The sequence below is a fragment of the Exiguobacterium sp. FD-YE-25-4 genome, assembly GCF_057004685.1.
This window is the reverse complement of the sequence record NZ_CM168041.1, coordinates 176,197-202,551: the sequence shown is the minus strand read 5'-3', so window position 1 is coordinate 202,551 and position 26,355 is coordinate 176,197. Positions and strand designations below refer to the sequence as shown.

The window sequence follows — 26,355 nt, the reverse complement described above, 5'->3', positions numbered from 1 at the left end:
ATGATCCACTCCCCATTTACCAAGATGACTCCATCATATCAAAACGATAAATAAGAAAGCGCTCATGGAGATTCTTTAACGGCAAGCGAACGTCCTGTACGTAGCGGAAAGGCGTCTCGTCATTCAAAAAATGTAAGTACTCATCGGCCGGATAATAGAGGATGAGGTCGACCGGACGCTGTGCGCGCTCGACCGACTCGATGATGTTCGCAACGACCTGCCGGAACACGTTCACCGAGAACGGGTTGAAGAAATAAAAGCGGTTCGCCTCAGCCGGCACCTCAAACTGTTCGGCGTAGCCGCGGACGAGCTGGACACTGCCACGCGTCCGGTGTTTCTTGGCGTAGTTCATCCAATTCTCAAGTGCCGCTTCGTGGAAGCCACCATCCATCTCGATGCCAATGGTCCGAACTCGGAACGTATAGGCGAGATAAAACGGGAGGCGCCCTTTCCCCGATCCGAAGTCGACGACCGTGTCCGTGGCCGCGAGCGGATAGGCGTCACGCAACAAGTCGAGCGCCTCATACGGGGTCGGTTCATAGCGATGATATTCAGCCGAGGCCGGGAATCCTTGTTGCGGTTTCGCCGTCTCGATTTGGAGCAATCGTTCATAGTCTTGTTCAGTCATGAATGTGTCCTTTCTTGGATGGCACGGAAAAACGGATGCCGCTCCATCTCTTGTTTAAACGCCTGTCGTTCTTGCCACATCACATAGCCGACGTAGAGCGGGATGAGCAACTTAAACCAACTCGGTACGAGGAGCATCCCCGTGACGGCAAGCGGGATGAGACGCAGCCATAAGTTCCGATGACGCGGCGTCCGTATATAAAGTAAGATGGCCGTCGTGCGCCGAGCGGTCCCAAACCGATTCGGTCTCGGTCGATAGAGCGGACGCTTGCGCCGGCTCGGCTTCTCGATGGCGCCCGACGTCGATAATAATGCCCGGTCAAAGGCGGTACGCAACGCCTCACTACGTTCGAGTTCTTGGCTAAGATATGGGTGGCGTGACAGCCACCCTTCTCCGACATACATCGCAAATGCAACAAGACCACTGCCGAGTACGGCCGACCATAAAGGTGAGTCGATGAGGAGCGCATACATACAAACGAACGTCACACACGTGGCCGTAACTCGTAACATCCAATGGCTGCGCCGGACCGTCAACTGATAACGGATCCACGTATGAATCCCGGTCAAAAATAGGAGGCTGATCCCGAATGCGAATATAGAGGCAACGGACCAACCGTCAAGCCAAAGCACGGGCATGAACGCCGACAAAACAAAGAGGAACATTGCACCGAGTTTGAGGGCTTGATAGAGCAACGAATCGTGCTTCAATTTATCAATCAAAGAACGTTTGGCCACCAGCGTCACGTCCGCCCGTTCGACCCAGACGAAAAACGGATTTCTAAGGAGGACGATTCCAATTCCAAGCGCCCAAACGAACATCGGCACCTGACTCACCCACTCGATTTCGCCTTGCCAAAGCAATCGGTATTGATACCCGAGAAAGATGGCGAACGGAATGACGCCGTATAGAACGACTGTCCAATCCAAGATGAGCCGCCACGTCTTCCACTGTTTGGTCACATGGGTGCGGACACGTCTAACGAACAGCTGATGTTCATTCATCGCATGACCACATCTTCCATCATCTCGAACAGCGACTCGCCTTCGGTTTGCAGGCTGAGACGCAACTCTTCTTTTGTCCCGCCCGCGAGCATGCGTCCGTCATCAATCCAGACGAAGCGGTCGCATAACCGCTCTGCCGTATCGAGGACGTGGGTGACGAGAAGCACCCCGGTGCCTTGACGACGTTCCGCTTCAAGTAAACGAAGCAGCTGGATCGTCGTCGTCGCATCGAGTCCGACGAACGGTTCGTCGACGAGGAGAAACTTCGCTTCTTGGATGAGCGCCAAGAGAATCATCGCTTTTTGCTTCATCCCTTTTGAGAACGAGGAGATATAGTCGTGGCGGACCGTCTCGAACCGAAACAACCGGATCAGTTCTTCCGTCCGCTCACGATTATCAACGTCCGTCAATTCCAACACGAGAGCGATATGTTCCTCGAGCGTCAAATAGTCATAGTACACCGGTTGCTCCGGGATGTAGGCGTAGCGGTCGATTTGCACCGTTCCACGCATCCACGGGATCGTTCCGGTGAGACAGGCGAGCGTCGTGCTCTTCCCGGCCCCGTTCGACCCAATCATCCCGACGATTTCGCCCGGCCGGACCTCAAATTCGATGTCCTCAATGACCGACTCACCGTGTTCATACCCGGCTTGTTCAATGTGAACGTTCATGAGAACCTCCTTCGCAAAAAGTCGCCTTTTCAGGCGACGTCATCGAACGATATTGACCGAAGAGAAGACGAACTTGTCATAGCGGTGCCGAGCGAATGAGTATTCGAACGGTTTCCCGTTACTCAAGTAAACGACTTGTTCGACCTCGATGATTGGGTCGGTAATGTCATTCTTCAAGTAACGTTGATCATATTCGTCAGGCTTATCGGCCCGAATCATCTTGTGTGAGCTCGTGATCGTGTAGCCGAGCTCCTGTTGGATGTAGCTATAGACCGACTTCTCCAAAATTTTACGCGACAGTCCTGTAATTAGATTGGCGACCATGTACGTCAATTCGATGACGTACGGCTCTTCGTCCACATAGCGGACACGACGAATCTCATAGACCGGTTCCGTCAGCTCAATCATCAAATGGTCGGCGACTTCCTGGGTCGGGAACTTCACTTCAAAATCGAGCACTTCACTGCGCAAACTGCGGTCGCCGATGACTTGCGTCAATCCTCTCGTCTCTTTACTGATGATGTTGATGCGTTCTTTTTGGAAACTGGCCGGCAAGATGAACGTCCCTTTGCCACGCTTCCGATAAATCAAGCCTTCCATCACGAGAATCTCGAGAGCGCGCTTCATTGTCATGCGGCTGACACCAAACTCTTCCGCTAATTGAATCTCATCCGGAAGCGGTGTTTCGAGTTCATAAGCCTGTTCATTGATCCGATGCCGAATCTCATCCGCAATCGATTCATATTTTGGTTTTTTCTTTGTAGACATATTCCACCTCATGTATAGACATATACAAATAATATATCAAAAAAAGCTGACAAAGAGTAGTCCTTGTCAGCTTTTCCTATTATTCTGTAAATCCATGATCGGCAATCACTTGTTTGAACCAGTGACCAGACTTTTTAACGGTCCGCTCTTGGGTCGCCAAGTCGACACCGACGAACCCGTAACGGTTCTTATAAGCGTTGCTCCATGACCAGTTGTCCATGAACGTCCATAAGTGGTACCCTTTCACGTTCGCGCCTTCTTCGAGCGCCCGATGCGTCCACTTCAAATGTTCACGAATGAAGTCGATTCGATAGTCGTCTTGGACGCTTCCGTCGGCGTCGCGGTAACGTTCTTCTCCTTCGACGCCCATCCCGTTCTCAGAAATGAAGCAGGGGATGTTGCCGTAGTTGTCTTTCAAGTTGATTAAGATGTCATAGACGCCCTGCTCATAAATTTCCCAACCACGATACGGGTTCATCTTGCGACCCGGCATCTCATAGAAGTCGAACAGATTCTCAGGCAGGAACGGCGCATCAGGATTTGGGAGCGACGCTTTGGCCTTGACCCGACGCGGTTGATAGTAGTTGATGCCGAGAAGGTCAATCGTGTTGGCCCGAATGAGATCCAAGTCTCCAGATTGCATCTCTGGCATCGCGTCTTGTTCCTGTAGCACATCGATGAGCTCTTCAGGGAACGTCCCGAGCACGGACGGGTCCAAGAACGAGCGGTTGAAGATGGCGTCGGCCAAGCGTGACGCCTTCACATCGGCCGGATGTTGGCTGCGCGGATACGACGGTGTCAAATTCAGGATGATCCCAATTTGACCGGCCTGTCCCTGCTCCCGGTACGCCTGAATGGCGAGCGCGCTCGATAAGATCGAATGGTAAGCGACTTGGACGGCACGCTTGAAATCGACGACGTTCGGATAGTGGAAATCGTACAAGTAGCCACCTTCGACCGGCACAATCGGTTCGTTATGAGTGAACCACGTCGTCACGCGATCCCCGAAAAGCTCGAAACACGTCTTCGCGAACTGTACGTAAGCGTCGACGACGTCACGTGATTCCCAGCCGCCTCGGTCTTGAAGCGCCATCGGCATGTCGAAGTGATATAAGTTGATGAACGGCTCGATGCCATGATCGATGAGGCAATTGATCACATTGTTATAAAACGCGATCGCCTCTTCATTCACCTCGCCGACACCTTCTGGGAACAGACGTGACCACGAAATCGAGAAGCGGAACGTGTTATGTCCGAGCTCTTTCATGAGCGCGATATCTTGCTCGTACAAATGATAGAAGTTAGACGCTTCGGTCGCACTGACACCATTGAAGAATCGGTTCGGTTGTTGCATATACCAGTAATCCCAAATATTTAAGCCTTTGCCGCCTTCAAACGCCGCACCTTCCATTTGCGTCGCCGAAGAGGCCGTCCCCCACCAAAAATCGGTCGGGAATTGATACGTCACTGCTGCTGATGTTTTCGTTTCTGTCGGGTTCGTCATAAACTCTCTCTCCCTTATTCTCTATTTCTCATTCATACCGCTTCGTCTTTACGGTTAGCGGCTTCTTCCTGTTCTTTCTTCACGTTCAAACGGTCAATAAATTTAAGGAATGGGAACCAGACCGCCAAGATGATCAAGAAGTTGACGAGTTGTAGCAATCCGCCGGCAAGTGAGTTCGTCGCCATCATCCCGCTGATGAACATCGGGACGGTCCAAGGTACCGCGACCCCAGTCGGCGGCGGGACGAGCCCTGTCGACATCGCAAAGTAAGTGACCGTGACCGTGATGAGCGGAGCAACGATCCACGGAATCATGATGAGCGGGTTCATAACGATCGGTAAACCGAAAATGACCGGTTCGTTGACGTTAAAGATCCCTGGTCCGAGTGACAGTTTCCCGATTTGTTTCAACTGCTTCGATTTCAAGAACAACAAAATCGCTACGATGACGGCAAGCGTCGAGCCCGAGCCGCCAAGGCCGACCGTATAGATTTCGACAAATTGTTTACTGATGATGTTCGGCACATCTCCGGTCGCCGTGTACGCGTTCAAGTTTTCAAGCGACAACGTATTCCAAATTGGATCCATGACCGAGTTGACGATGACTTGTCCGTGCAACCCGAAGAACCAGAACAATTGGACGAAGAAGATGGCGATCAACGTTGGGACGAGACCGTTACCCAATTTAACGAGCGGCTGTTGCACGACGTTGAAGATGACGTCATGTAAGTTCGTATTGAACAAGCTCGTCACACCGATGTTGAGGAGCAAGAAGACCGTGAGCGTCAACAAGGCCGGTACGAGCGCTGAGAACGACTTCGCCACCGCCGGCGGTACGCCGTCCGGCATTTTGATCGTCCAGTTCTTTTGAACGACGAATCGATAAATCTCACCTGAGAGGAAACCGGTGATCATGGCGAGGAACATTCCTTTGGCGCCAAGACGATCGAGCGGGAGGACGTTACCGACCGCTTCTGTCATTCCTTCGACTTCGATGAGGAACGGTGTCAACAAGAGGAACGATACGAGCGAAATCGCCCCACCGAAGACGGCTTCGACGTTGTAACTTTTCGAAAGATAATAGCCAATACCGAAAACGACGAAGATTGACATGATTCCCATCGTGGCCGATGGGGCGTTACCGAGTGACGATTTGAACGCGTTCAGCGTCCCTTCCGACATGAACTTGTCTAAGAACGGCAAGTTGGCGATAACGACGACGATCGAACCGAACATGGTAATCGGGAACGCGAGCATGAACGCATCCCGTAATACTTGCAAATACCGACTGTTGTTCAAGTAAGTCGCCATCGGCATGAGCAACTTGCTGATCAGTAAGAACATTTTGTTGTCCTGTGACATAGGATTCACCCTTCTTGATTAGGATTTACAATCTTTTGCTCCATCATCTCGATCAGGCTTGCCGTCAAATCGAGCATCGTCTGGGTCGACATGAGATGGTCTTCGGCGTGAAGGAGCAACAGTGACATGTCCGTCTTCTCCCCGTTCGCCTCTTTTTGAATTTGGCCGAAGTGCGTCTGATGCGCTTCTTTTAACTGTTCACGTGCTGTCGCCAGCTGCGCTTCAAACGCTTCGTATGAACCGTTCTTATACGTTTGGATGGCTTCTTGAATCGTGCTCCGAGCGTTGCCGCTGTGCAAAATCATCATGAACGCCATCTGTTCTAACGTTAACTCTTCCGTTCCTTCCATGACCTCACCCCATCAATTTGATTGCTTGCTCATACGCCGCTTTCCCATTCGCCGTTCCGTAGGCCATCATGTCGATGACTTCGACCGGTTTCGATGTTTGCGCTTTCAATTTGTCGAGCAAAAAGCGCATTTGCGGTCCGATGAGGATGACGTCCGCTTCTTCCATCTCCTTACCGACCTGGTCTTGACCGACTGCCCAAATTTTCGCTTCGTCCCCGATTGACGCCGCGTGCTGTTGCATTTTCGTGACGAGCAGGCTCGTCGACATTCCTGAACTACAAGCAAGTAATACCTTCTTCATGTTCGACCACTCCTTTTTTGAAATCGTTTACAAGTTTTATTATACACATGATTTATTTCATGTCTATACTTGATTTAAAGTTTGTTTAGTTTTTAAATTTAAAAGTGTATATGATAATAAATGAGAGTGAGGGAATTGACGATGAAAATCATCCCGTTACAGCCGCATTATCAATATCGTCTTTGGGGAGGCGACCGCTTAAAGCGTTTTGGTTTTTGTTTTGATGAAGTCTCGATTGGCGAAGCATGGACCGCCTCGGCGTTGCCGCAAGGCAGTTCCGTCGTGTCTGCCGGATCGCATATCGGGACAACGCTAGACGACCTTTATGCCACGCATCCAGAACTGTTCGGCATTGATTCACCTGTGTTTCCGTTATTGATCAAGTGGATTGACCCGAACGATGACCTTTCGATTCAAGTCCATCCCGACGATGCGTTAGCACAGTCGCTCGAGGGTCAACCTTACGGAAAGAATGAATGCTGGTACATCCTCGACGCACCAGAGGGAGGAGAAATCATCTACGGGCATACGTTCGAGTCGAAAGAGACGTTGCAACAGGCGCTCGAAGCCGGTGATGTCATGTCCGGTTTAATTCGAAAACCTGTCAGCCGCGGCGATTTTCTGTACGTTCCGGCCGGGACCGTACACGCCTTAACGAAAGACGTGTGCGTCCTTGAGATTCAACAGAGTTCGGACACGACGTACCGTCTCTACGACTACGAACGAATTGAAACATCAACTGGACACACTCGTGACCTCCATGTCGAGCAAGGCGCCCTCGCCTCGTTCGCACCACATCTCGACTATGCGGAACCTGTCCTGCGCCTGGATCATTTCCGGACACAGTTGACACGTAACCCGTATTTCTTCGTCGAAAAATGGAACATCGAACGCGAGGAATCCGTCTCGACAGATACGTTCCGCCTGCTTTCGGTCGTGGAAGGGACACTTGATATTGACGGTTCGTCCTTCGAGATTGGTGCGACGTTGCTATTGCCAGCAGGTCAGTCATTTCAGCTGGACGGAACGGCCACCTGCCTCATCGCCGGTGTCTCATCCCCAATCAAACAAAAAGCCCGCATCGGCATCGATTTGGGCGGCACGAATACACGCGTCGCCGTCGTGTCGACGGACGGACGTGTCGAGAAACAATATAAATTGAAGACACAGCCTCACCTTGAGCTCGACGCCTTGTTAAATCAAATCACACTTGCCGTCGAACGATTCCAACTCGAATATGACATCACGCACGTCGGTATCGCTGCACCGGGTCCGCTCGACCTAAAACGAGGTGCGTTTTTGACCCCGCCAAACCTCCCGAACTGGCATCATCAGACGATTGTGGAGCCGCTATGCACTCTGCTCGGTCTACCTGTCACGTTAGAGAATGATGCCAACGCAGCAGCGCTCGCCGAAGCAAAGTTTGGGGCCGGCCGTCATGTCGACTCCGTCTTTTACGTCACGGTCAGCACAGGGATTGGCGGCGGTTTTGTCTATAAGCAAAATTTGATTAGCGGGGCTCACGGTAGCGCCGGAGAAGTCGGAAATATGATCATTCGTACGGACGGACCAGCACATCCGACACTGAACGTCGGAGCGCTTGAGACGCATGCGAGTGGAACGGCACTTCACGAACGCGCCCTCACTAAAGGAGTGACTGATTCGATGACGCTTTTGACAGACAACATCGAACGCAATACGTTCGTCGAGGATTTAGCAACGGGTCTCGCCAACATCATCCATACGGTCGACCCCGATATCATCATCCTCGGGGGAGGCGTGACAGCGTCGGCTCCGTTATACTGGAATCAGTTACAAGACGCGGTCGCGATGCGAGTATACCCCCATTTGAGAGGAGCGACCCCCCTCGTCCTGCATGAGTTGCACGGCGACGCTGGCGTCATCGGGGCCGCGTTCTTGCCATAAGGAGTGGAAAGAAATGCAACATTATTTAGCCATCGATATCGGTGGAACTAGTATCAAATACGGAGTCGTCCGATCCGATGGCACCCTACTGTCAAACAAACACGTCCCAACCCCTGCGACGTGGGACGGCTTGCTCGAACAAGTCGATGTGATCTTTAACGAAACGACCGCCGAAGCCCGCTTCGACGGTATCGGCTTCAGTGCGCCCGGCGCCGTCGATTCGACGACCGGCGTGATTCATGGAATCAGTGCACTTCCCTACATTCATGATCGCCCTTTCTTACAGGCGTTCAAAGAACGGTATGACTTGCCTGTCACTGTCTTGAACGATGCCAACGCGGCAGCGCTCGCAGAAGGATGGACCGGTGCCGCGGCGTCGGTGACGAGCTACGCGACGGTCGTCATCGGGACGGGCGTCGGCGGAGCATTCGTCGACCATGATCAGGTGATGATCGGATCCCACTTCCATGGCGGTGAGTTCGGATATTGGATTCTCGACCCGTCTCTTCCCCACCCAGATGGGACATGGAGTAAAATCGGTGCCACGGCCGCTCTTGTCCATCGATGCGGTGAACAACTCGGACGTCCCCTTACCGGAAAAGATGTGTTCGCGCTTCAAAGCGACCCAATCATCCAGGTGGAACTGGAGCGCTTCTATCGCTGGAACGCGATTGGCATCTACAACCTCCAATTCGGGCTCGACCCGGAGCGTATTTTAATCGGTGGCGGCATCAGTCGTCGCCCGGAAGTTCGGGACGGCATCAAGCGACACTTGGATGCGCTTTGCGACGCGTTCGGAACATTCCGCATCGACGTCGAGACGTGTGCCCACTTCAACGAGGCCAACTTGATCGGTGCCGCACGGTTTCACATGTTAGCGCAGTAAAAAAGGGTTTCCATCACAAGTTTGTGATGGAAACCCTTTTATTGTGCCAGGCGGTCTTCATGGAGGTGATGATACACCTCGTCTCGAATCGCTGCGAGCGTACGCTCATGAACGATCATGTGTGCCCGAATCGTTCGGTTGACGCGTTCATTAACCTTGCCGGCCTCCAAGTGTCGATCCAACACGGGAAGGCTGAAGTCGTCAATCGGCAAATAGGCGATAGGAATCACGGCGGACCCTGATTTCACCGAGACTTGCACGCCGTTCACTTCTGGAAAGAAATACGACTCATAATACGGTTCGACGGCCAGCTCTTCTTTCATCGCATCCCGCACTACGGGAATCGTTGTCGGCAAGGCGATGAAATACACCATTTGGTCGAACGAGAATGAGACGTCTTTCAGCGAGACGCCCAATGCCTCCGCATGTCGGTTGGCCACACTACCCGTCACAAACCGATAACTCGGACGGCTCGTAAACAAGATGGTCGCGATAAAGGCGACGGTCATGATCATGACACTGAATTCGGTCATAGCGGTACCCCTTCCCAGCGGCAGACTTGGTTTTTCCCTCGTGATTTAGCCGCATACAACGCTTGATCGGCGCACTCAATCAACTGTTCGCGTGACTGTTCGTGAAGCGTGTGCTTCGAAGCGACACCGAAGCTGAGCGTTAACTGACCACCTGGTTGTCGCTCCCCGTACATGAAGTTGGTGCCGAGCACGGCCGCACGAATCGTCTCCGCGACGTGGGACGCCTCGACTTCGTCGAACTGCGGCAAGAGAACGACAAACTCTTCGCCACCGAACCGATACGCCATCTGTTCATCCGGCACGCTTCGTCGAATGACACTCGCGAGCCGCGTGAGTAACTCATTTCCAGCCAAGTGACCGTTTGTGTCGTTGAAATGCTTGAAATGGTCAATATCCATCACAATCAGTGACAGCTCGTCCGTTTCGCACTCCCGGAACAAAACGTCCAAATCTTGTTCAAACGAGCGATGGTTTTTAAGACGCGTCAACCCGTCACGAAGCGCCAACGTTTCGATGCGCTGGTACAGCATCGTCTGATGGAGCGCGAGCGAGGCTTGTTCCGCAATCGGTCGGACACTGTCAATCTTTTGAGGGGTGATCGGTTTTTTATTGACGACATTGTCGATGACGAGAAGTCCGTATGGAATTCCTTGATGATGGAGCGGAAAAATCGTGCACTCGTCCATCTGTAAGTCGGTATGTAACATGCGCAGCACCGGATCATCGGTGATGCTCGCGTAGACGTGGAGCGGCCGTCCCGAGTCAAGTGTCTGTTTGAACAGATGGTCTGCATGAAACGGGATCGTCATTTTCCGAATCCGTTCGTTCAACTGTTCATCGTGTGTCGAGTCCGTCTCTTTCTCATCAATCAGTCCTTGGAGATCATAATGTTGCCGGGTGATTTCTTCCCAAATGTGAAACCCGTCTTCCGGATTCATCGGACCCGTTCCCATGACTCCGTAAATACTATCTTTTTCCAAATCAGCGAAAAAGATGATCGATCGGTTAAAGCCGAGTCCGTGCCCCGCCGTCACCGATGTCAAAATCGTTTGCAGCAATCGGTCCGGGTCGAGCGTGTCTTGCATCGTAAAACTGACTTCCCGGAAGACGTTCAATTGACGGGAACTCGCCGTCAGCATCCGCAACCGGCTTGATCGCTCTCGCTTCAACTGGTTGACGTAACCAAAGAGCAACGCTGCCCCTAGCCCGAAGAAGATATAACTAAGCAAAAGCGGGAACGACAGCGTTCCCGATTGACTGTATACTAAAAGCCAGCTGACCATGATTGCAACAGTCATGCCTTTCCAGTGAAAACAGACGAGCCCTGTCATAATCAATAACAGCACTGACCAATGTAAATCATAAAAATCGAACAACACCCCGTGCCAAATCACGACAAGGCTGCTCGTCCCTGCGAGCAGCCAGCGATTCAAGGCGGGGGTCGTCATCAACCGAAGGACGTTGAGGACGATGGTGATTAGGATGATGCCGCCAATCAATAGGCCATAAACCATGGTTACCCCTCGTTTCATCGAGTCATCTATACATTTGATTATAAGTCGAATCATCGAACGCGGGACCGGATTTGTCCAATCACTGACCAAACTTTTAACTTACTTGAAGTATTTTCCATAAGTTGTCGAACTCGCTTGTTCTTTCTCATATGAGTGATTTCACATAATCCTTTCATTTACTTTAGCGAAGTAACGTGGAATGATGGAATTAACTAACCTATTTAAGCGAGGTGGAAGCGTGACCCGTACCGAACATCTTGAAGCAACACGGATTTTACAGCATTTGTTTAACGCGTCTTCCTTCGTCGGAATCGACTTTGGTTCCGGCCCCAATCATCATCTACTCTACTTCAACCGAGACGGCAACGAGTCGTGGCTCTCGATTGAAGGACCTTGGTACGTCCATTCATCTGGACCTTCGTTCAACGAAGATGAACAACTCCATCACCTCGTCGGACTCCGGCGTGAACGCGTCCGTTCCATCCTGTTATCTGAAGACAATCCCCATCTTGAACTGACATTTGAATCTGGAGCCGTCCTGTTCGTGAACGGCTATCACGAACAGTATGAAAGTTGGCAGGCCGGAGACGCCCGTCCGCTCGGAGGCGAACACTTCTTACTCGTCGCCATGCCTCAAGGGGACTTGGCCGTCTTTGCAGAGGAAGACGTCTGATGGCAGCCTGGACGGAGATTCTCACGTATATGTTGATTGCCGGTGGTGTCAGTCTCGCGATCATCGTCTTGCGCAAAGTCACGAAAGCATAAGAAAAGAGCGGCCGCGGCCGCTCTTTTCTTATTTTACCGTCTCATCTTCGAACAAGCTCGCCCCGTTCGTCTGGATGACGTCTTGATACCAGAAGAACGAGTCTTTCCGCGAACGCTCGAGCGTCCCCGACCCGTCGTCATGCTTATCGACGTAGATGAAGCCGTAACGCTTGCTGTACTCCCCGGTCGATGCACTGACGAGGTCGATACAGCCCCAGCTCGTATAGCCAATGACGTCGACACCGTCTTCAATCGCCTCCACCATCGCTTTCAAATGGTCACGCAAGTACTCAATCCGATAATCGTCATGAACCGAACCGTCCGCTTCAACCTTGTCATAAGCACCGAGACCATTCTCGACGATGAAGAGCGGCAATTCATAGCGCTCATACAGTTTGTTCAAGATGACGCGAAGTCCCATCGGATCGATTTCCCAACCCCAGTCGCTCGCCTTGAGGTAAGGGTTTTTCACCCCGCTCATAATGTTCCCCGCTGCCTCGTCTTCCGTCTTCTCCGCTTTCTCGGTACGCGACATATAGTAGCTGAGCGAGAAAAAGTCGACCGTGTTCGCTTTCAGTGTCTCGAGGTCCCCGTCTTCCATCACGAGTTCGATTCCGTTCTCACGGAAGAAGCGTTTCGCGAATGATGGATACTCACCACGGACATGGACGTCGCCACAGAAAAAGTTCATCATGCGCTCGGCGTCGTGTGCATACCAGATGTCTTCCGGATTCGAGCTGTACGGATAGACCGGCGCCGCGATAAGCATGCAGCCGATTTGCATCGACGGATCGATCTCTTTTGCCGCTTTTGTCGCGAGCGCACTTGCCACGAGTTGATGGTGCAACCCTTGGTACGTCAACTGCAACTGGTCGTCCCCTTCACGAATCGCCATTCCGAGACTGAGCATCGGCATGAACTGGGCCCCGTTGATTTCATTGAACGTGAGCCAATATTTGACCTTGCCTTGGTAACGTTCGAACAAGACACGGCTGTATCGCTCGAAGAATGTCACGAGGCGACGGTCGCGCCAACCACCGTATGCTGTCGCCAAATGGAGCGGCAACTCGTAATGTGAAATCGTGACGAGTGGCTCGATTCCTTGCGCGACGAGTTCATCGATGACGCGGTCATAGAATTTGAGCCCTTCCTCGTTTGGTTCGAGCTCATCTCCATTCGGGAAGATGCGCGACCAAGCGATCGACATGCGGAACGTCTTGAAGCCCATCTCTTTGAAGAGGGCGATGTCTTCCTTGTAGTGATGATAGAAGTCGATGCCTTCATGGTTCGGGTATGTGTACTCGTCATGCAACTCGAAATCGAACGTCGGGTCATGAATGATTTTCATTCGGTCTTTGCCGCCCGGCATCACATCCGCGATCGAGAGCCCTTTTCCACCTTCTTGGTATCCACCTTCAAATTGGTTCGCCGCCGTGGCGCCACCCCATAAAAAGTTCTTCGCTACTTGTTTCATGTTTGTTCCTCCTCTTAGGCTAAGACGCGCAAGACGCCGTGGTTTGGTTCGACGATGCCGACATGTGTCGGCAAGACATCTAAGTAATTCCCTGTATTCGTGACAATTACCGGGGTAATCGTGTCATAACCGGCTTGGGCAATGGCTTCTAGATCAAATTTCACTAACACCTCGCCCTCGGTCACACGCTGTCCGGCTTGGACGAACGTTTCAAAATGTTTCCCACCGAGCTGGACCGTGTCGAGCCCGACGTGAATCAATACTTCGACGCCGCTATGTGAGCGGAGTCCGATGGCGTGCTTCGATTGGAAGACCGTGACGACTTCGCCATCGAATGGGGCGTAGACGACCCCTTCTGTCGGCATGATGGCAAGTCCTTTCCCCATCGCGCCGCTCGAGAACACTTCATCGCGAACGGTCTCGAGGGAAACCGCTTCTCCTTTGACTGGAGCCGATACCGGGAAACCGACGTGCTCCGATACGGCCGGCGCTACTTCTGCCGTTGTCTGTTCGCCTGTCTCGACTTCTTTATGGAATGCGAACGTGAGTCCGAACGAGACGAGTGTCGCGACCACAAGACCGATCAAGGCGCCGTAGAACGTCATATCGAGACCCGTCGCCGGAATCATGACCGGGATACTGAACACGCCGAGACCACCCATCGCGTAAGCCGCCGTGCCAAGCATACCGCCGACGACCCCGCCGGCCGCACCGCCAACCATCCCGAAGACGAACGGTTTCTTGCGCGGAAGCGTCAATCCATAAATCGCTGGCTCTGTGATGCCGAACACGCCGGCAATCGTCGATGACGTCCCGAGCCCTTTCGTCTTCGGGTCACGCGCCTTCAATGTGATGGCGAGCGTTGCCCCGACCTGACCGAACGTCGCCATGAGGACTCCGACGACGATCGTGTCCATGCCGACGACCGCCAAGTTGTTGATGATGATCGGCACGAGCCCCCAGTGGAGACCGAACATGACGAGCACTTGCCAGAACGCGCCGATGAAGGCGATAGCGACGACCGGACTGAGTTCATATAAGAACGAATAGCCGCCGGCGAGTCCTTGGCTCGCGTATGTCGCGACCGGACCGATCGCGAGGAATGTGAGCGGGACGACGATCAAGAGTGCCATCATCGGGGTCGTGAAGTTACGGACCGCTTCATGCGTGTGTTTGTTAAAGAATGTCTCAATTTTCGATGACACATACGCTGCTAAGATGATTGGAATGACCGATGACGCGTAGCTCATCAAGACGACCGGTACCGTGAGGAACGTGAGCGACTCGCCCGCTCCTTGCATCGCGACGATGGCCGGGTAGACGAGCGCACCCCCGATAATCATCCCGATATACGGATTGCCGCCAAACTTCTTCGCTGCCGAATGGCCGAGAATGACCGGTAGGAAGTAGAAGAGCGCGTCAGCCGCTGCGTTCAAGACAATATACGTGCCCATGTCTTGCGTGAGCAGGCCGAGGGCGACGAGAATTGCGAGCAACCCTTTCAATAGACCGCTACCGGCCATCGGACCGAGAATCGGGGTAAAAATCCCCGCAATCACATCAATCAACCGGTTAAAGACGCCCGTTTTTTCCGTATCGTCGTTCGATGACGTCTGGAATCCGCCCGCCTCGACCACGTCTTGGTAGACGTAAGGGACGTTGTTGCCGATGACGACTTGGAACTGACCGCCGCTTTGGACGACCGTGATGACACCATCATGGTTTTTTAACGCCTCGGGATTGGCTTTCTGTTCATCTTTTAATTTAAAACGTAGCCGTGTCGCACAATGGAACACGCTTTTGACGTTATCTTTCCCGCCGACGTGACGAATGATGTCCGCCGCGAGCGTTTTTGTTTGGCTCATAGTGTTCACTCCTTCAATTTGTGTAAAAAGAAAAACCTAAATGAACGCACACGGGAGGTGTCGTCATTTAGGTTTGGCCTGCATCATCAGTAACCATCCTTAGGATCGTCGTTCTTTCATTAAGTTTTCGATATGAATCATCATATACAACCGCTCATCGGTCGAGACCTCGTAATTGTACTTCGTGGCGATCAACCCTGCGATTTTCTCGACACACTCATAAGCGTCCGGATAACGCAGCTTCACCATCTCAAACAGCGTCTCATCACCGCCGGGTTTAATCTTCTCCCCGGAGGCGAGCCGTTGGACGAAGTATTTCAAGTGGGTCAAAAACCGTGAGTAGGCGTACGACTCTTCGTCCAAATCGATTTGAAAGTGGTACGTGATGATGGTGAGAATCGCTTGCGTGGCACGCGTCATCTCGGTGACGAGATGTAAGTTCTCACCTTTGGCACCCGACATCGTCGCGTTGACGAGATGGAGGGCGATCGCGACCGCCTCGTCCTCGTCTAACTTGACGTCATGCCGGTCGTTAATCAGGGCGACCGCTTCTTTCCCGATCGCGAACTCGGGTCCATAAAACCGCTTCACTTCCCAAACGAGCGGGTTACGGATGATGATTCCATCTCGATATCGGCTGAGCGCGAAATGGATGTGGTCGGCGAGGGTCACATAAAGCGAGTCATGGACCGGCTTCTCGAGTCGCGTCTCCGCGAGCTTGACGATTTCTTTGACCGTATCCATCTCGGTAGCCGGCATCTCATTCAAAAAATGGACGAACCGTTCATGGCTTTCTTTACTCTCGAGCGTAAAGACTTTTTCAATCCGCGTTTGATCGATTGCATCGCCTGGACGCTTTTGGAACGCGATTCCCCGTCCCATGACGACTTGTTCTTGACCGTTCGCTTGAATGGCCACGACGTTATTGTTGAACACTTTTGAAATTTGCATGGAATCAATTCACCTCCGCTCAAGTTCGATTGAAAAGAAAAAAACCTAAATTCACACCGGTCCCCACATCTGGATGATCGGCATCAATTTAGGTTTTGCCTGCTTGACCAGTAACAATCCCAAAGTGGATTTTCTTCTTCTCGCTACTAGCATACCCCCTTGAAATCTTGACGTCAACATAAAAATAAAACGCTTACACCGTGACCGTTTTTCATTCGAATAGGATACGTTGCATCCGTTCCGGTGCCGCTAGAAAGTCGCGCATGACACGGACGTGCTCGAGTTCATCGAACGTCGTCGGCCGGAGTCCCGTCTCGACTTGGAGGATGTCGGCGTCCGGATACGACATGAGGATTGGCGAATGGGTCGCGATGATGAATTGACTTCCCGACTGGACGAGTTCATGCATCCTTGCGAGCATCGTCAACTGCCGCATCGGGGACAAGGCGGCCTCGGGCTCATCTAAAATATACAGTCCGCCGTCTCGGAAACGATGGAGCATGAGCGACAAGAACGCCTCCCCGTGCGACTGCTCATGGAGCGATCGACCGCCGTAGGACGCATAAAACCGTTCCGGGTCGGGCGACGTTCGCGCGATCTCATCCACATAGCTCGACAGTTGATATGCCGTCTCGGCCCGGAGGAAAAATCCGTCTTTCGGCCGGTACGCGCCCCGAATCGGACGAAGCGCTTCGAACAGCGGGCTATGTGTCGACTCGGTCTCAAAACGGAACGTCGTCGCGCCGCCTTCCGGATTGAATCCAGCGGCGATGGCCATCCCTTCGACCAACGTCGATTTCCCGCTCCCATTCTCACCAACCAAGAACGTGACCGGCTTCGTCAGCGTCAATTCATCAAATCCATCAAAAATCGGTAGCGAGAACGGGTACCCTGGCTTTTCAATCCGATCTCGCTCTAAGCGGACACCCCGCAAAAATAAGTTTAGTCCCATTCGATCCAAAACAACGCCCCCTCTCCCTCTCTCGATTCGACTCCGTAAACGAGCCCTTGAGCCTCGAGCAACAGCTTGTTGATAGCCAGACCAAGTCCGTGACCGTTCGAACGGTCCCCTTTCACATACATATCCCAGATGTTGGCGCGCATCGTCTCGGCAATGCCCGGCCCTTCGTCTTCGATTTCAAGCCGTCGCTCGGAGAGCCTGATCGTGATCACACCTCCTAGTGGACTGGCGTGATACGCGTTCTGAAGAAAGTTCGACAGCACACGCTCCATCGCCAATCGGTCCGCCTGGACGACCGCGTCCTCGACGAGTTCAAGTGTGACCGTCACTTCCTTATGACGGAACCATTCATCCATCCGCGAGACAGTCTCTTTAATCAATGCATCCAAACGAACGGACTCGAGCGAAAGTGTCACGTTGCCCGCGGATAGTTTGGAGTATTCGAGCATCTGACTGACGAGCCGATCGATCCGATCGACTTCCTCGGTTAAACTGCGACCCGTCGCCGCCACATCTTCTTGTTTGACGACACCGAGTTCAAGCATTTCGGCCTCGTTCCGGACAATGGCAAGCGGGGTCCGGACATCGTGCGTAACCCCTGAGATGAATGTATTTTGCATCCGTTCTTTCTCTTCGAGTGATGTGTTCATCTGACGGACCGCTTCCGTCAAATCTCCAATCTCGTCGTCGGTGACAGGCGGTAGTGTGATGTCATGCCGGCCCGACATGATGGCTGTGGTCGCCTGCTTCAACTCGACGAGCGGGGACGTCAAACGCCGCCCCATCCAATACGTCACACCGACGGCGACGATGAGCGCGAGCAAGAACCCGCTCCCGAGAATGACGTAGATTTGACGAAACTGCGGATTCGACAGCGGGACGGGTGCGTACGTCACGATTTGTACATCCCCTTCTTCCCGAAGGAACGTCAATAACCGCGCCCCGTTCACACTGACCTCATCTCGTTCGGAAAGTAAGTCTGGATCGAGGACTGGCGACATATGTCGACGCATCCTGCCCCCACGATCAAGATTGACCGCCTCCCCGTCTTGAAACACGAGAACATCGAGTTGACCCGGTATGCCGCGTCCATCCACAAGCGCCTCATACACGATGTCCGCTTCACGCTCGAGTTGGTCATAGCTCTCCGTCTCCGCGAAACGCCCAATCAGGAGTGATGTCAGACCAAATGTGAGCACCGCCATGACGACGAGAGGGAGAATCGCGGTCCAGAGCAACTTCTTCATCAACCGGCTCATCGGACTTCCTCCAATCGATAACCGACGCGATGCACCGTCTTCAAGTACCGCTTCATCGTCGGCAATTTGTCACGCAACTGTTTGACGTGCGTGTCGACCGTGCGCGTGTCCCCGGCGAACGTATAATCCCACACCTCGTCGAGTAGGCGGTTGCGATCGAGCGCTTCTCCGCTATGTTTCAAGAAGAAGAGGAGCAACTCGTATTCTTTATTGGTCATCCGAATCGCTTGGCCGTGATCGGTCACCGTGCGTGAACGTGCGTCCACCGTCATGTCGCCGAACGAAATCTCGTCCGTCTGTTTGACGAGACGTTTCAGGCGAATTTCGAGTTCCTTTAACACGATCGGTTTGACCAAATAATCGTCGGCCCCGAGCTCGAGGCCGAACACACGGTCATCCGCCTCTCCTCGTGCCGTCGCCAAGATGATAACCGGTCGCGGCTTGAGCGTCTTCAATTTTGGAATGAGCGTCCAACCTTCCCCGTCTGGCAGACGAACGTCGAGCAGGACCGCATCGAACGGTTGCTCGAGCTGCCGTTTCGCTTCGGCGAGTGTACCGGCCACACTGACGTGAAACCCCGCGTACGTTAAAAAGCGGGCGAGCCCGTCCGCTAATTTCGGTTCATCTTCGACTACGAGTACGTTCATCTCTATCGCCTCCACTCCCATTATATCGCATCGGGTAACGAACCCATCGTTTCCCAAAGACAATTTGCAGAAACCTTGCAACTCCCTCACAACTTTTGAACGTCCACGTCCTACACTTGAAGTAGTAAAGGAGGAGATTAATATGAAAACATCTAAATTAGCCATCGCCCTGGCCGGCCTACTTGCCGTCTCAGGAACCGGCGTCTATGCCGCCACGAACGATACGACAACAACCGACGGAACGGAAACGACGACCCAATGCGAACGCGGAGAACGCGGCGAGCGGGGCATGTTCGGTGACCGGGCAGCCGGGCAGGCCGCTTTGCTCGAGGCGCTTGGCTTGACCGAAGCCGAGGTGGAAGCAGCGCGAGAAGAAGGACAATCGCTTCCCGAACTCGCGGAAGAAACAGGAATCACCATCGAACAGTTCATCGAGGCGATCATCACTTCTCATGAAGCGAAACTTGAGGCAGCCATCGAATCCGGTGACTTGACGCAAGATGAGGCCGACGCGATTCTTGCCGACCACGAAGAACGTTTTGCTGACATCACGAGTTACGACGACTTAGGCGACATGCGCGGCTTTGGCGGTGGACGTCACGGAGGCGGGCATGGCCCTCATCACGGTGGTCAATTCGGTGGCCCGAACCAAGATGAGGACACACCTGCGGCCGATGATAACGTAGACAATCAGAGCACCAATTCACTGTAAGCAAAAAGGCAACCGCGAGGGTTGCCTTTTCATATGGCCAATAACAGTAAAGCGTATCCGATGAGCCCGACAGCAAACGCACGAAAGCTGCTGTCTCGTTCTTCTGGCAGCTCTTCTTTCATGACGTTCAAAATAATCCCCCCGGCCAAGAACGCGACAATCATCGACAGCGTCACTTCATGGAGCGCTGAAAATGCGCCGACGCTCCACCCGGCAAGCACGGCCAACGACAACCACAATCGGCCTCGCCTGTCGTACGACTCCTGATGGTGATGCCTCAGACCCTGGTCGACCGTGATGAAATGAATCCCTAATGCGACAAAGTAGAGTGTCATTGCCCATGCCGTATCGAACTCGCTCTCCGCGAGCACATAGCCGATGCTGAAGTTGTAGACGATGAACAACGCCATGTGAATCCAAAAAACGCTGCCGTTGCCACGCCGTTTCATTTGCGTGGCCAACCGTTCCAGCCCATAAAACACGGCCAATCCGAGCATGCTGACGACGAGGATGTGATTCTCGATCGAGGCGAACAGCCCACTCTCGAGATGTCCTTCGAGCTCGCGTTGATATTCGTTCAGCTCAGGTAAAAGGTGTAGAAACACATAGGCGACGGCGACACCGCCGGCGAGTGACAGAAACCGGCTCCGCGGCGTCTCGCGCACGTGAATCAACTGTCCAGAGAAGTAATGAATCAAGGCAAATCCGATGGCGAACAACAAGCTTAACCAAAACATCCAGTCACCTCCGACACGTTACCCGAAAGCCGAACTGTACGTGATGACTCCCGGTCCTTGTTCCTTACCCGAGTGTCCTCCCGGATACACTCATTCGCCTCGTTCGGCACGTTGCCGCGCCCGAATCTCTTTCTCGACGCGACGGAGCGCCTTCTTCGAACCGCGAGCAAAGTCGTGGGCTTCTTTCCGGTCCCGATAATCGACGAATAATGTCTCCAGGTCATAACCAGCCGGATACAAGTCGAGCGCTTTCGCCTCACGCCGAACCCGACGGAGCGGATGCTCGCTGAAGACACCGTCGACATACACGGTGACTTGGCGCAACGATGCGTCCATCGCATAGACGAGTCCGACTTGATTCGTCTCGAGCAGACGGATCCGGTCCCCTTTTGACAGAACTTGATCTGGTTCGATGACGGATGAGACGACTGCTTGCGTCAGACGTGCCGGATCGACGAGCGACTGGTCGTACGACTTGTCGTGCATATAGCGGGCCGCCTGCTTCAAAATCGATTCGGGCAATTTCATTTTCCGGGCAATGAACAAGGCGTTGCTGTCGCCGGACTGCCCAATCAACAACCGATATTTTGGTTCGAGCGTGTCTGGGTCGAACTGCATGGCCGCGTTCATAAAGTCAGGATGCGTCTCGGAGTACGCTTTGATTTCGCCGTAATGGGTCGAGGCGACGACGAGACAACCTCGTTTATATGCTTCCTCTAAAATTGCGATGGCGAGGGCCGCTCCCTCGTTCGGTTCGGTCCCGCTTCCAATCTCATCGAATAACAGTAACGACCGTTTCCCCGCCTTCTGCATGATGTTCGCCACGTTATGCATATGGGCCGAGAACGTGCTGAGCGCCGAACCCATGTCCTGGTTGTCCCCGATATCGACGAATACGTCGTCAAACGTCGAGATGTCCGTATCCGGATGGGCCGGGATATGAAGTCCGCTCATCGTCATCAAACTGAGCAGACCGATCGTCTTCAAGACGACCGTCTTCCCGCCGGCGTTCGGTCCGGTGATAATCAGACCGCGGTACGTGTCCCCGAGCGAGAAGTCGAGAGGGACCGCCCGTTCGAGGAGCGGATGGCGGACTTGTTTCAAACGGATTTTCCCGACAGCGTTCACGCGAGGGGCGATGCCATCGAGGGCTTGGCTATACTTCCCTTTCGCGAACACCATGTCGTATTGGGCGATGACGTCGAGCGTCGCCTCGATGGTCGGCAACGCTTCCGCCACCATGCCGGTGAGCGTGGCGAGCACTTGATAGATTTCGACCGCTTCCTCCGTTCGTTTGACGACGAGTTCCGCGTTCAACTTCGCGACCGCCTCTGGTTCGATGAAAACGGTCGTCCCTCGGCTCGAGGTGTCGATGATTGCCCCAGCGACTTTATGTTTATATGACGCTTTGATTGGAATTGTGAATCGGTCTTGTTTCTTCGTCACAAAGCCGTCTTGAATCGCTTCCCGGTTTGCGGCGCTCTTCAAGAACTTGCTCAACCGCTCCTCGATCCGTCCTTCGAGAATGTCGATTTGTTTGCGGACGCGTTTCAATTCTTTGGACGCCTCGTCGACGACCCGTCCCCCACGAATCGATTGGACGATGTCTTCCTCGATGCTGCGCCACTCGCTCATCTCATCCGCGTAAAGGGACAAGAGTGGGGCAAAGAACGCCTGCTCGGCCATGAACCGCTTCAGTTTCCGGGCCCCGCGGAAAAATTCGGCGACGGCTTCGAGTTCGCTTGCCTCGAGCTGGATGCCACGGCTGATTTTACCGATGAGCGGTTCCATAGCAGACACCCCGATAAAGGGGACGTGTGACGTCGCGTCGAGAATCGCGCGTGCTTCCGATGTCTCTTGAAGCCGTTTTTTCACCGTTTGCAGATGGCTTGTCGGACGCTGGTTTCGCAACAAGTTGCGTCCGAATCCGCTGATGCAGTATCGTTCGACGTGATGAATCAAGTCGTTGTATTGTAGTTTGTCTAATGTTTGTTCATTCATGATGGAGTCTCCTTATTTTGTGATGGAGATACCGCGCAAACAAAAAGCGTCGGCCGATGACGACCAACGCAAAAAGACAGACCGGTGTCTGGCAGTTTATGAAGGGCGGTATCTGTAACAGAACATGAAGGCATGACAAAAAGACGCGTCATCCAACATTTTTCAGTTCGTTAGGCAGATACAACCTCACTCATTAACATGCAACACCTTTCCCATTCAGTTTCGCCCTAACTATACAACAGATTTTCGAAGAAGTAAAATTTCTAGAGAACGCTTTCAAATTAGGTCTTGATATCTATACATCGGCGTGCTATCTTGAGGGTGACGAAACGAATAATGATCACATGTGACTGATTCGATCAGGCATGGGGTAAGACGAAAGGCTCACGCCACCCGTCTATACTCCATGCCTGTTTTGTTTTTTCACAATCATTTTTCAAGCGAAAGGATGAATCGAACATGTTATTGAATAAGTGGATGAAGAGACATACACTGACACTTTACGCACCCATGGAAGGAGACATCATTCCACTTGAGGAAGTGACCGACCCCGTCTTCAGCGAGAAGATGATGGGCGACGGGATTGCCATCATGCCGACGGACGGAACGGTCGTCGCACCGGTAGATGGAACCATCATTCAGGTCGCACCGACGAAGCACGCGATCGGTATCCGTTCGGGAGACGGAGCTGAAATTTTGATTCATGTCGGACTCGATACGGTCGAACTTGCGGGTAGCCCATTCAACGTCCACGTCAAAGTCGGTGACACGATCACGACCGGACAGCCACTGTTGACGGCCGACTTGGAACAAATCCGACAAGCCGGAAAAGACACGGTCACTCCGATGGTCATCACAAACGGGAGCACGTTAGAGCACCCGTATTCGTTCCATGCAGGAGGCCCATCGCTTCCCGGGAAGACCGTCGTCGCTCAAGCGGAAAAATGACTCCTCGTTAGGAGGACACATGTTAAAAATTAAAAAGATTTTAAACAACAACGCGGTCATCGTCTCGGACGAGGGCGAAGAGAAAATCGCCATCGGACCAGGCGTCGCGTTCAAGAAGGCTCGCAACGATATTGTCAATCCGCATAAGGTGGAAAAGCTGTTTGTCATGTCCGAGAATGATAAGTTTCAACAACTACTGACACGGATTCCGATTGAGCACTTCACGATTTCAGAAGAAATCATTTCGCATGCGGAAAAACGGCTCGAGACGACGTTCAACGAACACATCCATATCGTGCTCACCGATCATATCTCGTTTGCCATCGAGCGCGAGCAAGAAGGCATCTCGCTCCGCAACAAGCTGTTGAACGAGATTAAAATTTTATATCGCAACGAATACGAAATCGGGTTATGGGCGCTTCACCTCATCGAGGACAAACTCGGCGTGAAGATGCCGAAAGATGAGGCGGCCTTCATTGCGCTACACATCCATACACTAAAAGTGAAGGGAGGTGATTTACGCAAGACGGTCAAACAGACGACAATCGTACGTGACATGATTCAATCGATTTCGAGACGACTCGATCTATCTATAGAAGAAGATGACTTATCCTATCAACGCTTATTAACTCATTTACGATTCGTCATGGATCGGGTCAACCATTACGATCACCATACGATCGACGAAGATATGCTTCTCATGATTCAAACGAAGTTCTCGTCGGCCTATGCATGTGCGTCTGACGTCGCAAACGAAATGGAAGACTTATACGGCATCGTCTTGCCCGAATCAGAGCTTGGTTACATCACGCTCCACATTCAACGCCTGCAAGATCAACACCATCAAAAAGGAGGACATTCACAATGATGAACTTTTTACAACGTCTCGGACGTTCCCTCATGTTGCCGGTTGCGGTACTTCCTGCAGCTGCCATTCTCATGGGGATCGGTTACTGGATCGACCCGGTCGGCTGGGGTTCTGAAAACATCGCTGCCGCATTCTTGATCAAAGCCGGTGCAGCCATCATCGATAACATTCCAATTCTCTTCGCAGTCGGGGTCGCCCTCGGGATGGCGAAAAACCGTGACGGCTCAGCCGCTCTAAGCGGACTTGTCGCCTTCCTCACGGTCACGACACTCTTGTCTTCGGCAACGGTCGCCTTGTTCCAAGGTGTCGACGTCGAAGCCGTCAACCCAGCGTTCGGTAAAATTGCCAACGCGTTCGTCGGTATCTTGTCAGGTATCGTCGCCGCTCAAATGTACAACCGCTTCAGTCATGTGAAGCTACCAGATGCACTCGCCTTCTTTAGTGGGAAGCGTCTCGTGCCAATCATGACGGCATTCTCGATGATCCTCGTCTCGGTCGCCCTTTACTTCGTCTGGCCGGTTGTGTACACAGGACTCGTCGGATTTGGGGAAACGATCTCTAAAATGGGTGCAATCGGGGCAGGCCTTTACGGCTTCTTCAACCGTCTGTTAATCCCAACTGGTCTTCACCACGCCTTGAACTCGGTATTCTGGTTCGATGTGGCCGGCATTAACGATATCGGTAACTTCTGGTCAGGTGAAGGTGTGAAAGGGATTACTGGACGCTATCAAGCCGGGTTCTTCCCGATTATGATGTTCGGTCTTCCGGCAGCAGCCCTCGCCATGTACCATACAGCGAAAACAAAACGTAAAAAACAAGCGGCCTCGCTCCTTCTCGCCGCAGCGTTCGCATCGTTCTTCACAGGTGTCACGGAACCGCTCGAATTCTCGTTCATGTTCCTCGCACCAGTTCTCTACCTCGTCCACGCGGTCTTGACAGGGGTTTCCCTCTTCATCGCGGCGACGTTCCAATGGACGGCCGGATTCGGCTTCAGCGCCGGTCTTGTCGACTTTGTCCTCAGCTCACGGTTACCGCTCGCGAACCAGCCGTACATGTTGCTCGTTCAAGGTCTCGTCTTCGGTGCCATCTACTACGTCATCTTCCGCTTCATGATCGTCAAGCTCAACTTGGCAACGCCAGGCCGTGAGTCAGACGAAGCGGTTGACGCGGTCGCAACGGAAACGACTCCTGAAGGCGAAACGAAGACGGCTCCAGTCGCTGCCGGCGGTCAATATTCAGCGATGGCAGCGATGATTTACGATGGTCTCGGTGGCGATCAAAACGTCACAGGCATCGAGTCATGCGTCACACGTCTCCGCGTCGATGTGAAAGACATGGATACGGTCGACCAAGCACAAATCAAGAAAGCGGGCATCCCTGGTATCAAGGTTGTCAGCCCGAACCATATTCAAGTCATCGTCGGAACGAACGTCCAATTTGTCCTCGAAGAGATTGAAAAACTCCGGAGCCATCGCGCCGGATAACTGACGAAAGCCACCTCGCGCGCGAGGTGGCTTTTTACTGCCTTTGCTCATATGTTTTGTAAAATTGTCGTTCACTCAGCTCTTCTTTTTGACTGACATCAACATGAGCGAAACCGTGATGGAATAAATCAATAAAAATAGGACAATGCCTAACTCGAGTGCCGACTCAAACATGGAATCTCCTCCATTTCATCCTCTTTTTACTATCATTCCCATTTAATATTGATACAAACTGGA

25 protein-coding genes are annotated in these 26,355 nt (G+C 52.8%); 7 read left to right on the top strand and 18 right to left on the bottom strand.

The features are described from left to right. Positions 1-16 precede the first annotated feature (16 nt). The 8 genes from AC13H5_RS01005 to AC13H5_RS00970 form a co-directional block, all read right to left on the bottom strand. On the bottom strand, positions 17-628 hold the full coding sequence (locus AC13H5_RS01005) for a class I SAM-dependent methyltransferase (RefSeq protein WP_214797390.1): 612 nt from the start codon (positions 626-628) through the stop codon (positions 17-19). Further along, positions 625-1,632, bottom strand: coding sequence for an ABC transporter permease (locus tag AC13H5_RS01000; protein WP_214710725.1), 1,008 nt, complete (start codon positions 1,630-1,632; stop codon positions 625-627). Before AC13H5_RS01000 ends, AC13H5_RS01005 begins: the two co-directional genes overlap by 4 nt. After that, entirely contained in the window at positions 1,629-2,303 is a 675-nt protein-coding gene (locus AC13H5_RS00995) for an ABC transporter ATP-binding protein (protein WP_483546157.1), read from the bottom strand. The genes AC13H5_RS01000 and AC13H5_RS00995 overlap by 4 nt, the downstream gene beginning before the upstream one ends. 39 nt (positions 2,304-2,342) lie before the next feature. Further along, positions 2,343-3,071 (bottom strand): GntR family transcriptional regulator, encoded by a 729-nt coding sequence (locus AC13H5_RS00990; protein WP_021068003.1) that lies wholly within the window; start codon positions 3,069-3,071, stop codon positions 2,343-2,345. A 79-nt stretch (positions 3,072-3,150) separates the two neighbouring features. Then, a complete protein-coding gene (locus AC13H5_RS00985; protein WP_214754342.1) occupies positions 3,151-4,575 on the bottom strand; it encodes a glycoside hydrolase family 1 protein in 1,425 nt (474 codons plus the stop codon). Positions 4,576-4,607: 32 nt separating this feature from the next. Continuing rightward, positions 4,608-5,918, bottom strand: a complete 1,311-nt coding sequence (gene celB / locus AC13H5_RS00980) for a PTS cellobiose transporter subunit IIC (protein WP_483546539.1) — start codon at positions 5,916-5,918, stop codon at positions 4,608-4,610. Between the two features lie 23 nt (positions 5,919-5,941). Continuing rightward, the gene (locus tag AC13H5_RS00975; RefSeq protein WP_021068000.1) at positions 5,942-6,286 is read right to left on the bottom strand and encodes a PTS sugar transporter subunit IIA; all 345 of its coding nucleotides are present in this window, start codon (positions 6,284-6,286) and stop codon (positions 5,942-5,944) included. 4 nt (positions 6,287-6,290) lie between these two features. Continuing rightward, a complete protein-coding gene (locus tag AC13H5_RS00970) occupies positions 6,291-6,587 on the bottom strand; it encodes a PTS sugar transporter subunit IIB (RefSeq protein ID WP_021067999.1) in 297 nt (98 codons plus the stop codon). A gap of 141 nt (positions 6,588-6,728) precedes the next feature. On the opposite strand from AC13H5_RS00970, the gene AC13H5_RS00965 reads away from it, so the two are divergent. Both AC13H5_RS00965 and AC13H5_RS00960 read left to right on the top strand, forming a co-directional pair. After that, positions 6,729-8,513, top strand: a complete 1,785-nt coding sequence (locus tag AC13H5_RS00965) for a type I phosphomannose isomerase catalytic subunit (RefSeq protein ID WP_483546156.1) — start codon at positions 6,729-6,731, stop codon at positions 8,511-8,513. Positions 8,514-8,526: 13 nt separating this feature from the next. Then, positions 8,527-9,399: an ROK family protein gene (locus AC13H5_RS00960; protein ID WP_214754348.1), complete on the top strand. Its 873-nt coding sequence runs from the start codon at positions 8,527-8,529 to the stop codon at positions 9,397-9,399. 38 nt (positions 9,400-9,437) lie between these two features. Here the strand turns inward: AC13H5_RS00960 and AC13H5_RS00955 are convergent, their stop codons facing one another. Together AC13H5_RS00955 and AC13H5_RS00950 are read right to left on the bottom strand one after the other, a co-directional pair. Beyond that, positions 9,438-9,932, bottom strand: coding sequence for a hypothetical protein (locus AC13H5_RS00955; protein ID WP_034780556.1), 495 nt, complete (start codon positions 9,930-9,932; stop codon positions 9,438-9,440). Further along, on the bottom strand, positions 9,929-11,446 hold the full coding sequence (locus AC13H5_RS00950; RefSeq protein ID WP_214754352.1) for a sensor domain-containing diguanylate cyclase: 1,518 nt from the start codon (positions 11,444-11,446) through the stop codon (positions 9,929-9,931). Before AC13H5_RS00950 ends, AC13H5_RS00955 begins: the two co-directional genes overlap by 4 nt. Positions 11,447-11,684: 238 nt before the next feature. Here AC13H5_RS00950 and AC13H5_RS00945 point away from each other — a divergent pair, with 238 nt between their 5' ends. Further along, a complete protein-coding gene (locus tag AC13H5_RS00945) occupies positions 11,685-12,119 on the top strand; it encodes a DUF6188 family protein (protein WP_214710730.1) in 435 nt (144 codons plus the stop codon). Positions 12,120-12,239: 120 nt separating this feature from the next. Here AC13H5_RS00945 and AC13H5_RS00940 read toward each other — a convergent pair whose 3' ends face one another. The 6 genes from AC13H5_RS00940 to AC13H5_RS00915 form a co-directional block, all read right to left on the bottom strand. After that, complete coding sequence (locus AC13H5_RS00940; protein WP_214754354.1) at positions 12,240-13,685, bottom strand: glycoside hydrolase family 1 protein; 1,446 nt, start codon at positions 13,683-13,685, stop codon at positions 12,240-12,242. A gap of 14 nt (positions 13,686-13,699) precedes the next feature. After that, entirely contained in the window at positions 13,700-15,550 is a 1,851-nt protein-coding gene (locus tag AC13H5_RS00935; protein WP_483546155.1) for a beta-glucoside-specific PTS transporter subunit IIABC, read from the bottom strand. Positions 15,551-15,649: 99 nt separating this feature from the next. After that, a complete protein-coding gene (gene licT, locus AC13H5_RS00930) occupies positions 15,650-16,501 on the bottom strand; it encodes a BglG family transcription antiterminator LicT (RefSeq protein WP_034780544.1) in 852 nt (283 codons plus the stop codon). 211 nt (positions 16,502-16,712) lie between these two features. After that, entirely contained in the window at positions 16,713-17,453 is a 741-nt protein-coding gene (locus AC13H5_RS00925; protein ID WP_084592953.1) for an AAA family ATPase, read from the bottom strand. After that, entirely contained in the window at positions 17,444-18,721 is a 1,278-nt protein-coding gene (locus AC13H5_RS00920) for a sensor histidine kinase (RefSeq protein ID WP_034780538.1), read from the bottom strand. The genes AC13H5_RS00925 and AC13H5_RS00920 overlap by 10 nt, the downstream gene beginning before the upstream one ends. Further along, entirely contained in the window at positions 18,718-19,368 is a 651-nt protein-coding gene (locus AC13H5_RS00915) for a response regulator transcription factor (RefSeq protein WP_483546154.1), read from the bottom strand. The genes AC13H5_RS00920 and AC13H5_RS00915 overlap by 4 nt, the downstream gene beginning before the upstream one ends. A gap of 142 nt (positions 19,369-19,510) precedes the next feature. On the opposite strand from AC13H5_RS00915, the gene AC13H5_RS00910 reads away from it, so the two are divergent. Further along, complete coding sequence (locus AC13H5_RS00910; protein ID WP_214827782.1) at positions 19,511-20,080, top strand: hypothetical protein; 570 nt, start codon at positions 19,511-19,513, stop codon at positions 20,078-20,080. Positions 20,081-20,109: 29 nt separating this feature from the next. Here AC13H5_RS00910 and AC13H5_RS00905 read toward each other — a convergent pair whose 3' ends face one another. Both AC13H5_RS00905 and AC13H5_RS00900 read right to left on the bottom strand, forming a co-directional pair. Next, complete coding sequence (locus tag AC13H5_RS00905; protein ID WP_483546153.1) at positions 20,110-20,817, bottom strand: hypothetical protein; 708 nt, start codon at positions 20,815-20,817, stop codon at positions 20,110-20,112. Between the two features lie 90 nt (positions 20,818-20,907). Beyond that, positions 20,908-22,818, bottom strand: a complete 1,911-nt coding sequence (locus AC13H5_RS00900) for an endonuclease MutS2 (RefSeq protein WP_483546152.1) — start codon at positions 22,816-22,818, stop codon at positions 20,908-20,910. A 459-nt stretch (positions 22,819-23,277) separates the two neighbouring features. On the opposite strand from AC13H5_RS00900, the gene AC13H5_RS00895 reads away from it, so the two are divergent. From AC13H5_RS00895 to nagE, 3 genes are read left to right on the top strand one after another with little or no spacing between them, the layout of a single operon-like run. Continuing rightward, entirely contained in the window at positions 23,278-23,766 is a 489-nt protein-coding gene (locus AC13H5_RS00895; RefSeq protein WP_483546151.1) for a PTS sugar transporter subunit IIA, read from the top strand. A 19-nt stretch (positions 23,767-23,785) separates the two neighbouring features. Next, complete coding sequence (locus tag AC13H5_RS00890; RefSeq protein WP_034780531.1) at positions 23,786-24,634, top strand: PRD domain-containing protein; 849 nt, start codon at positions 23,786-23,788, stop codon at positions 24,632-24,634. Further along, a complete protein-coding gene (gene nagE, locus AC13H5_RS00885) occupies positions 24,631-26,118 on the top strand; it encodes an N-acetylglucosamine-specific PTS transporter subunit IIBC (RefSeq protein ID WP_215191475.1) in 1,488 nt (495 codons plus the stop codon). The genes AC13H5_RS00890 and nagE overlap by 4 nt, the downstream gene beginning before the upstream one ends. The last annotated feature ends 237 nt before the right edge of the window (positions 26,119-26,355 follow it).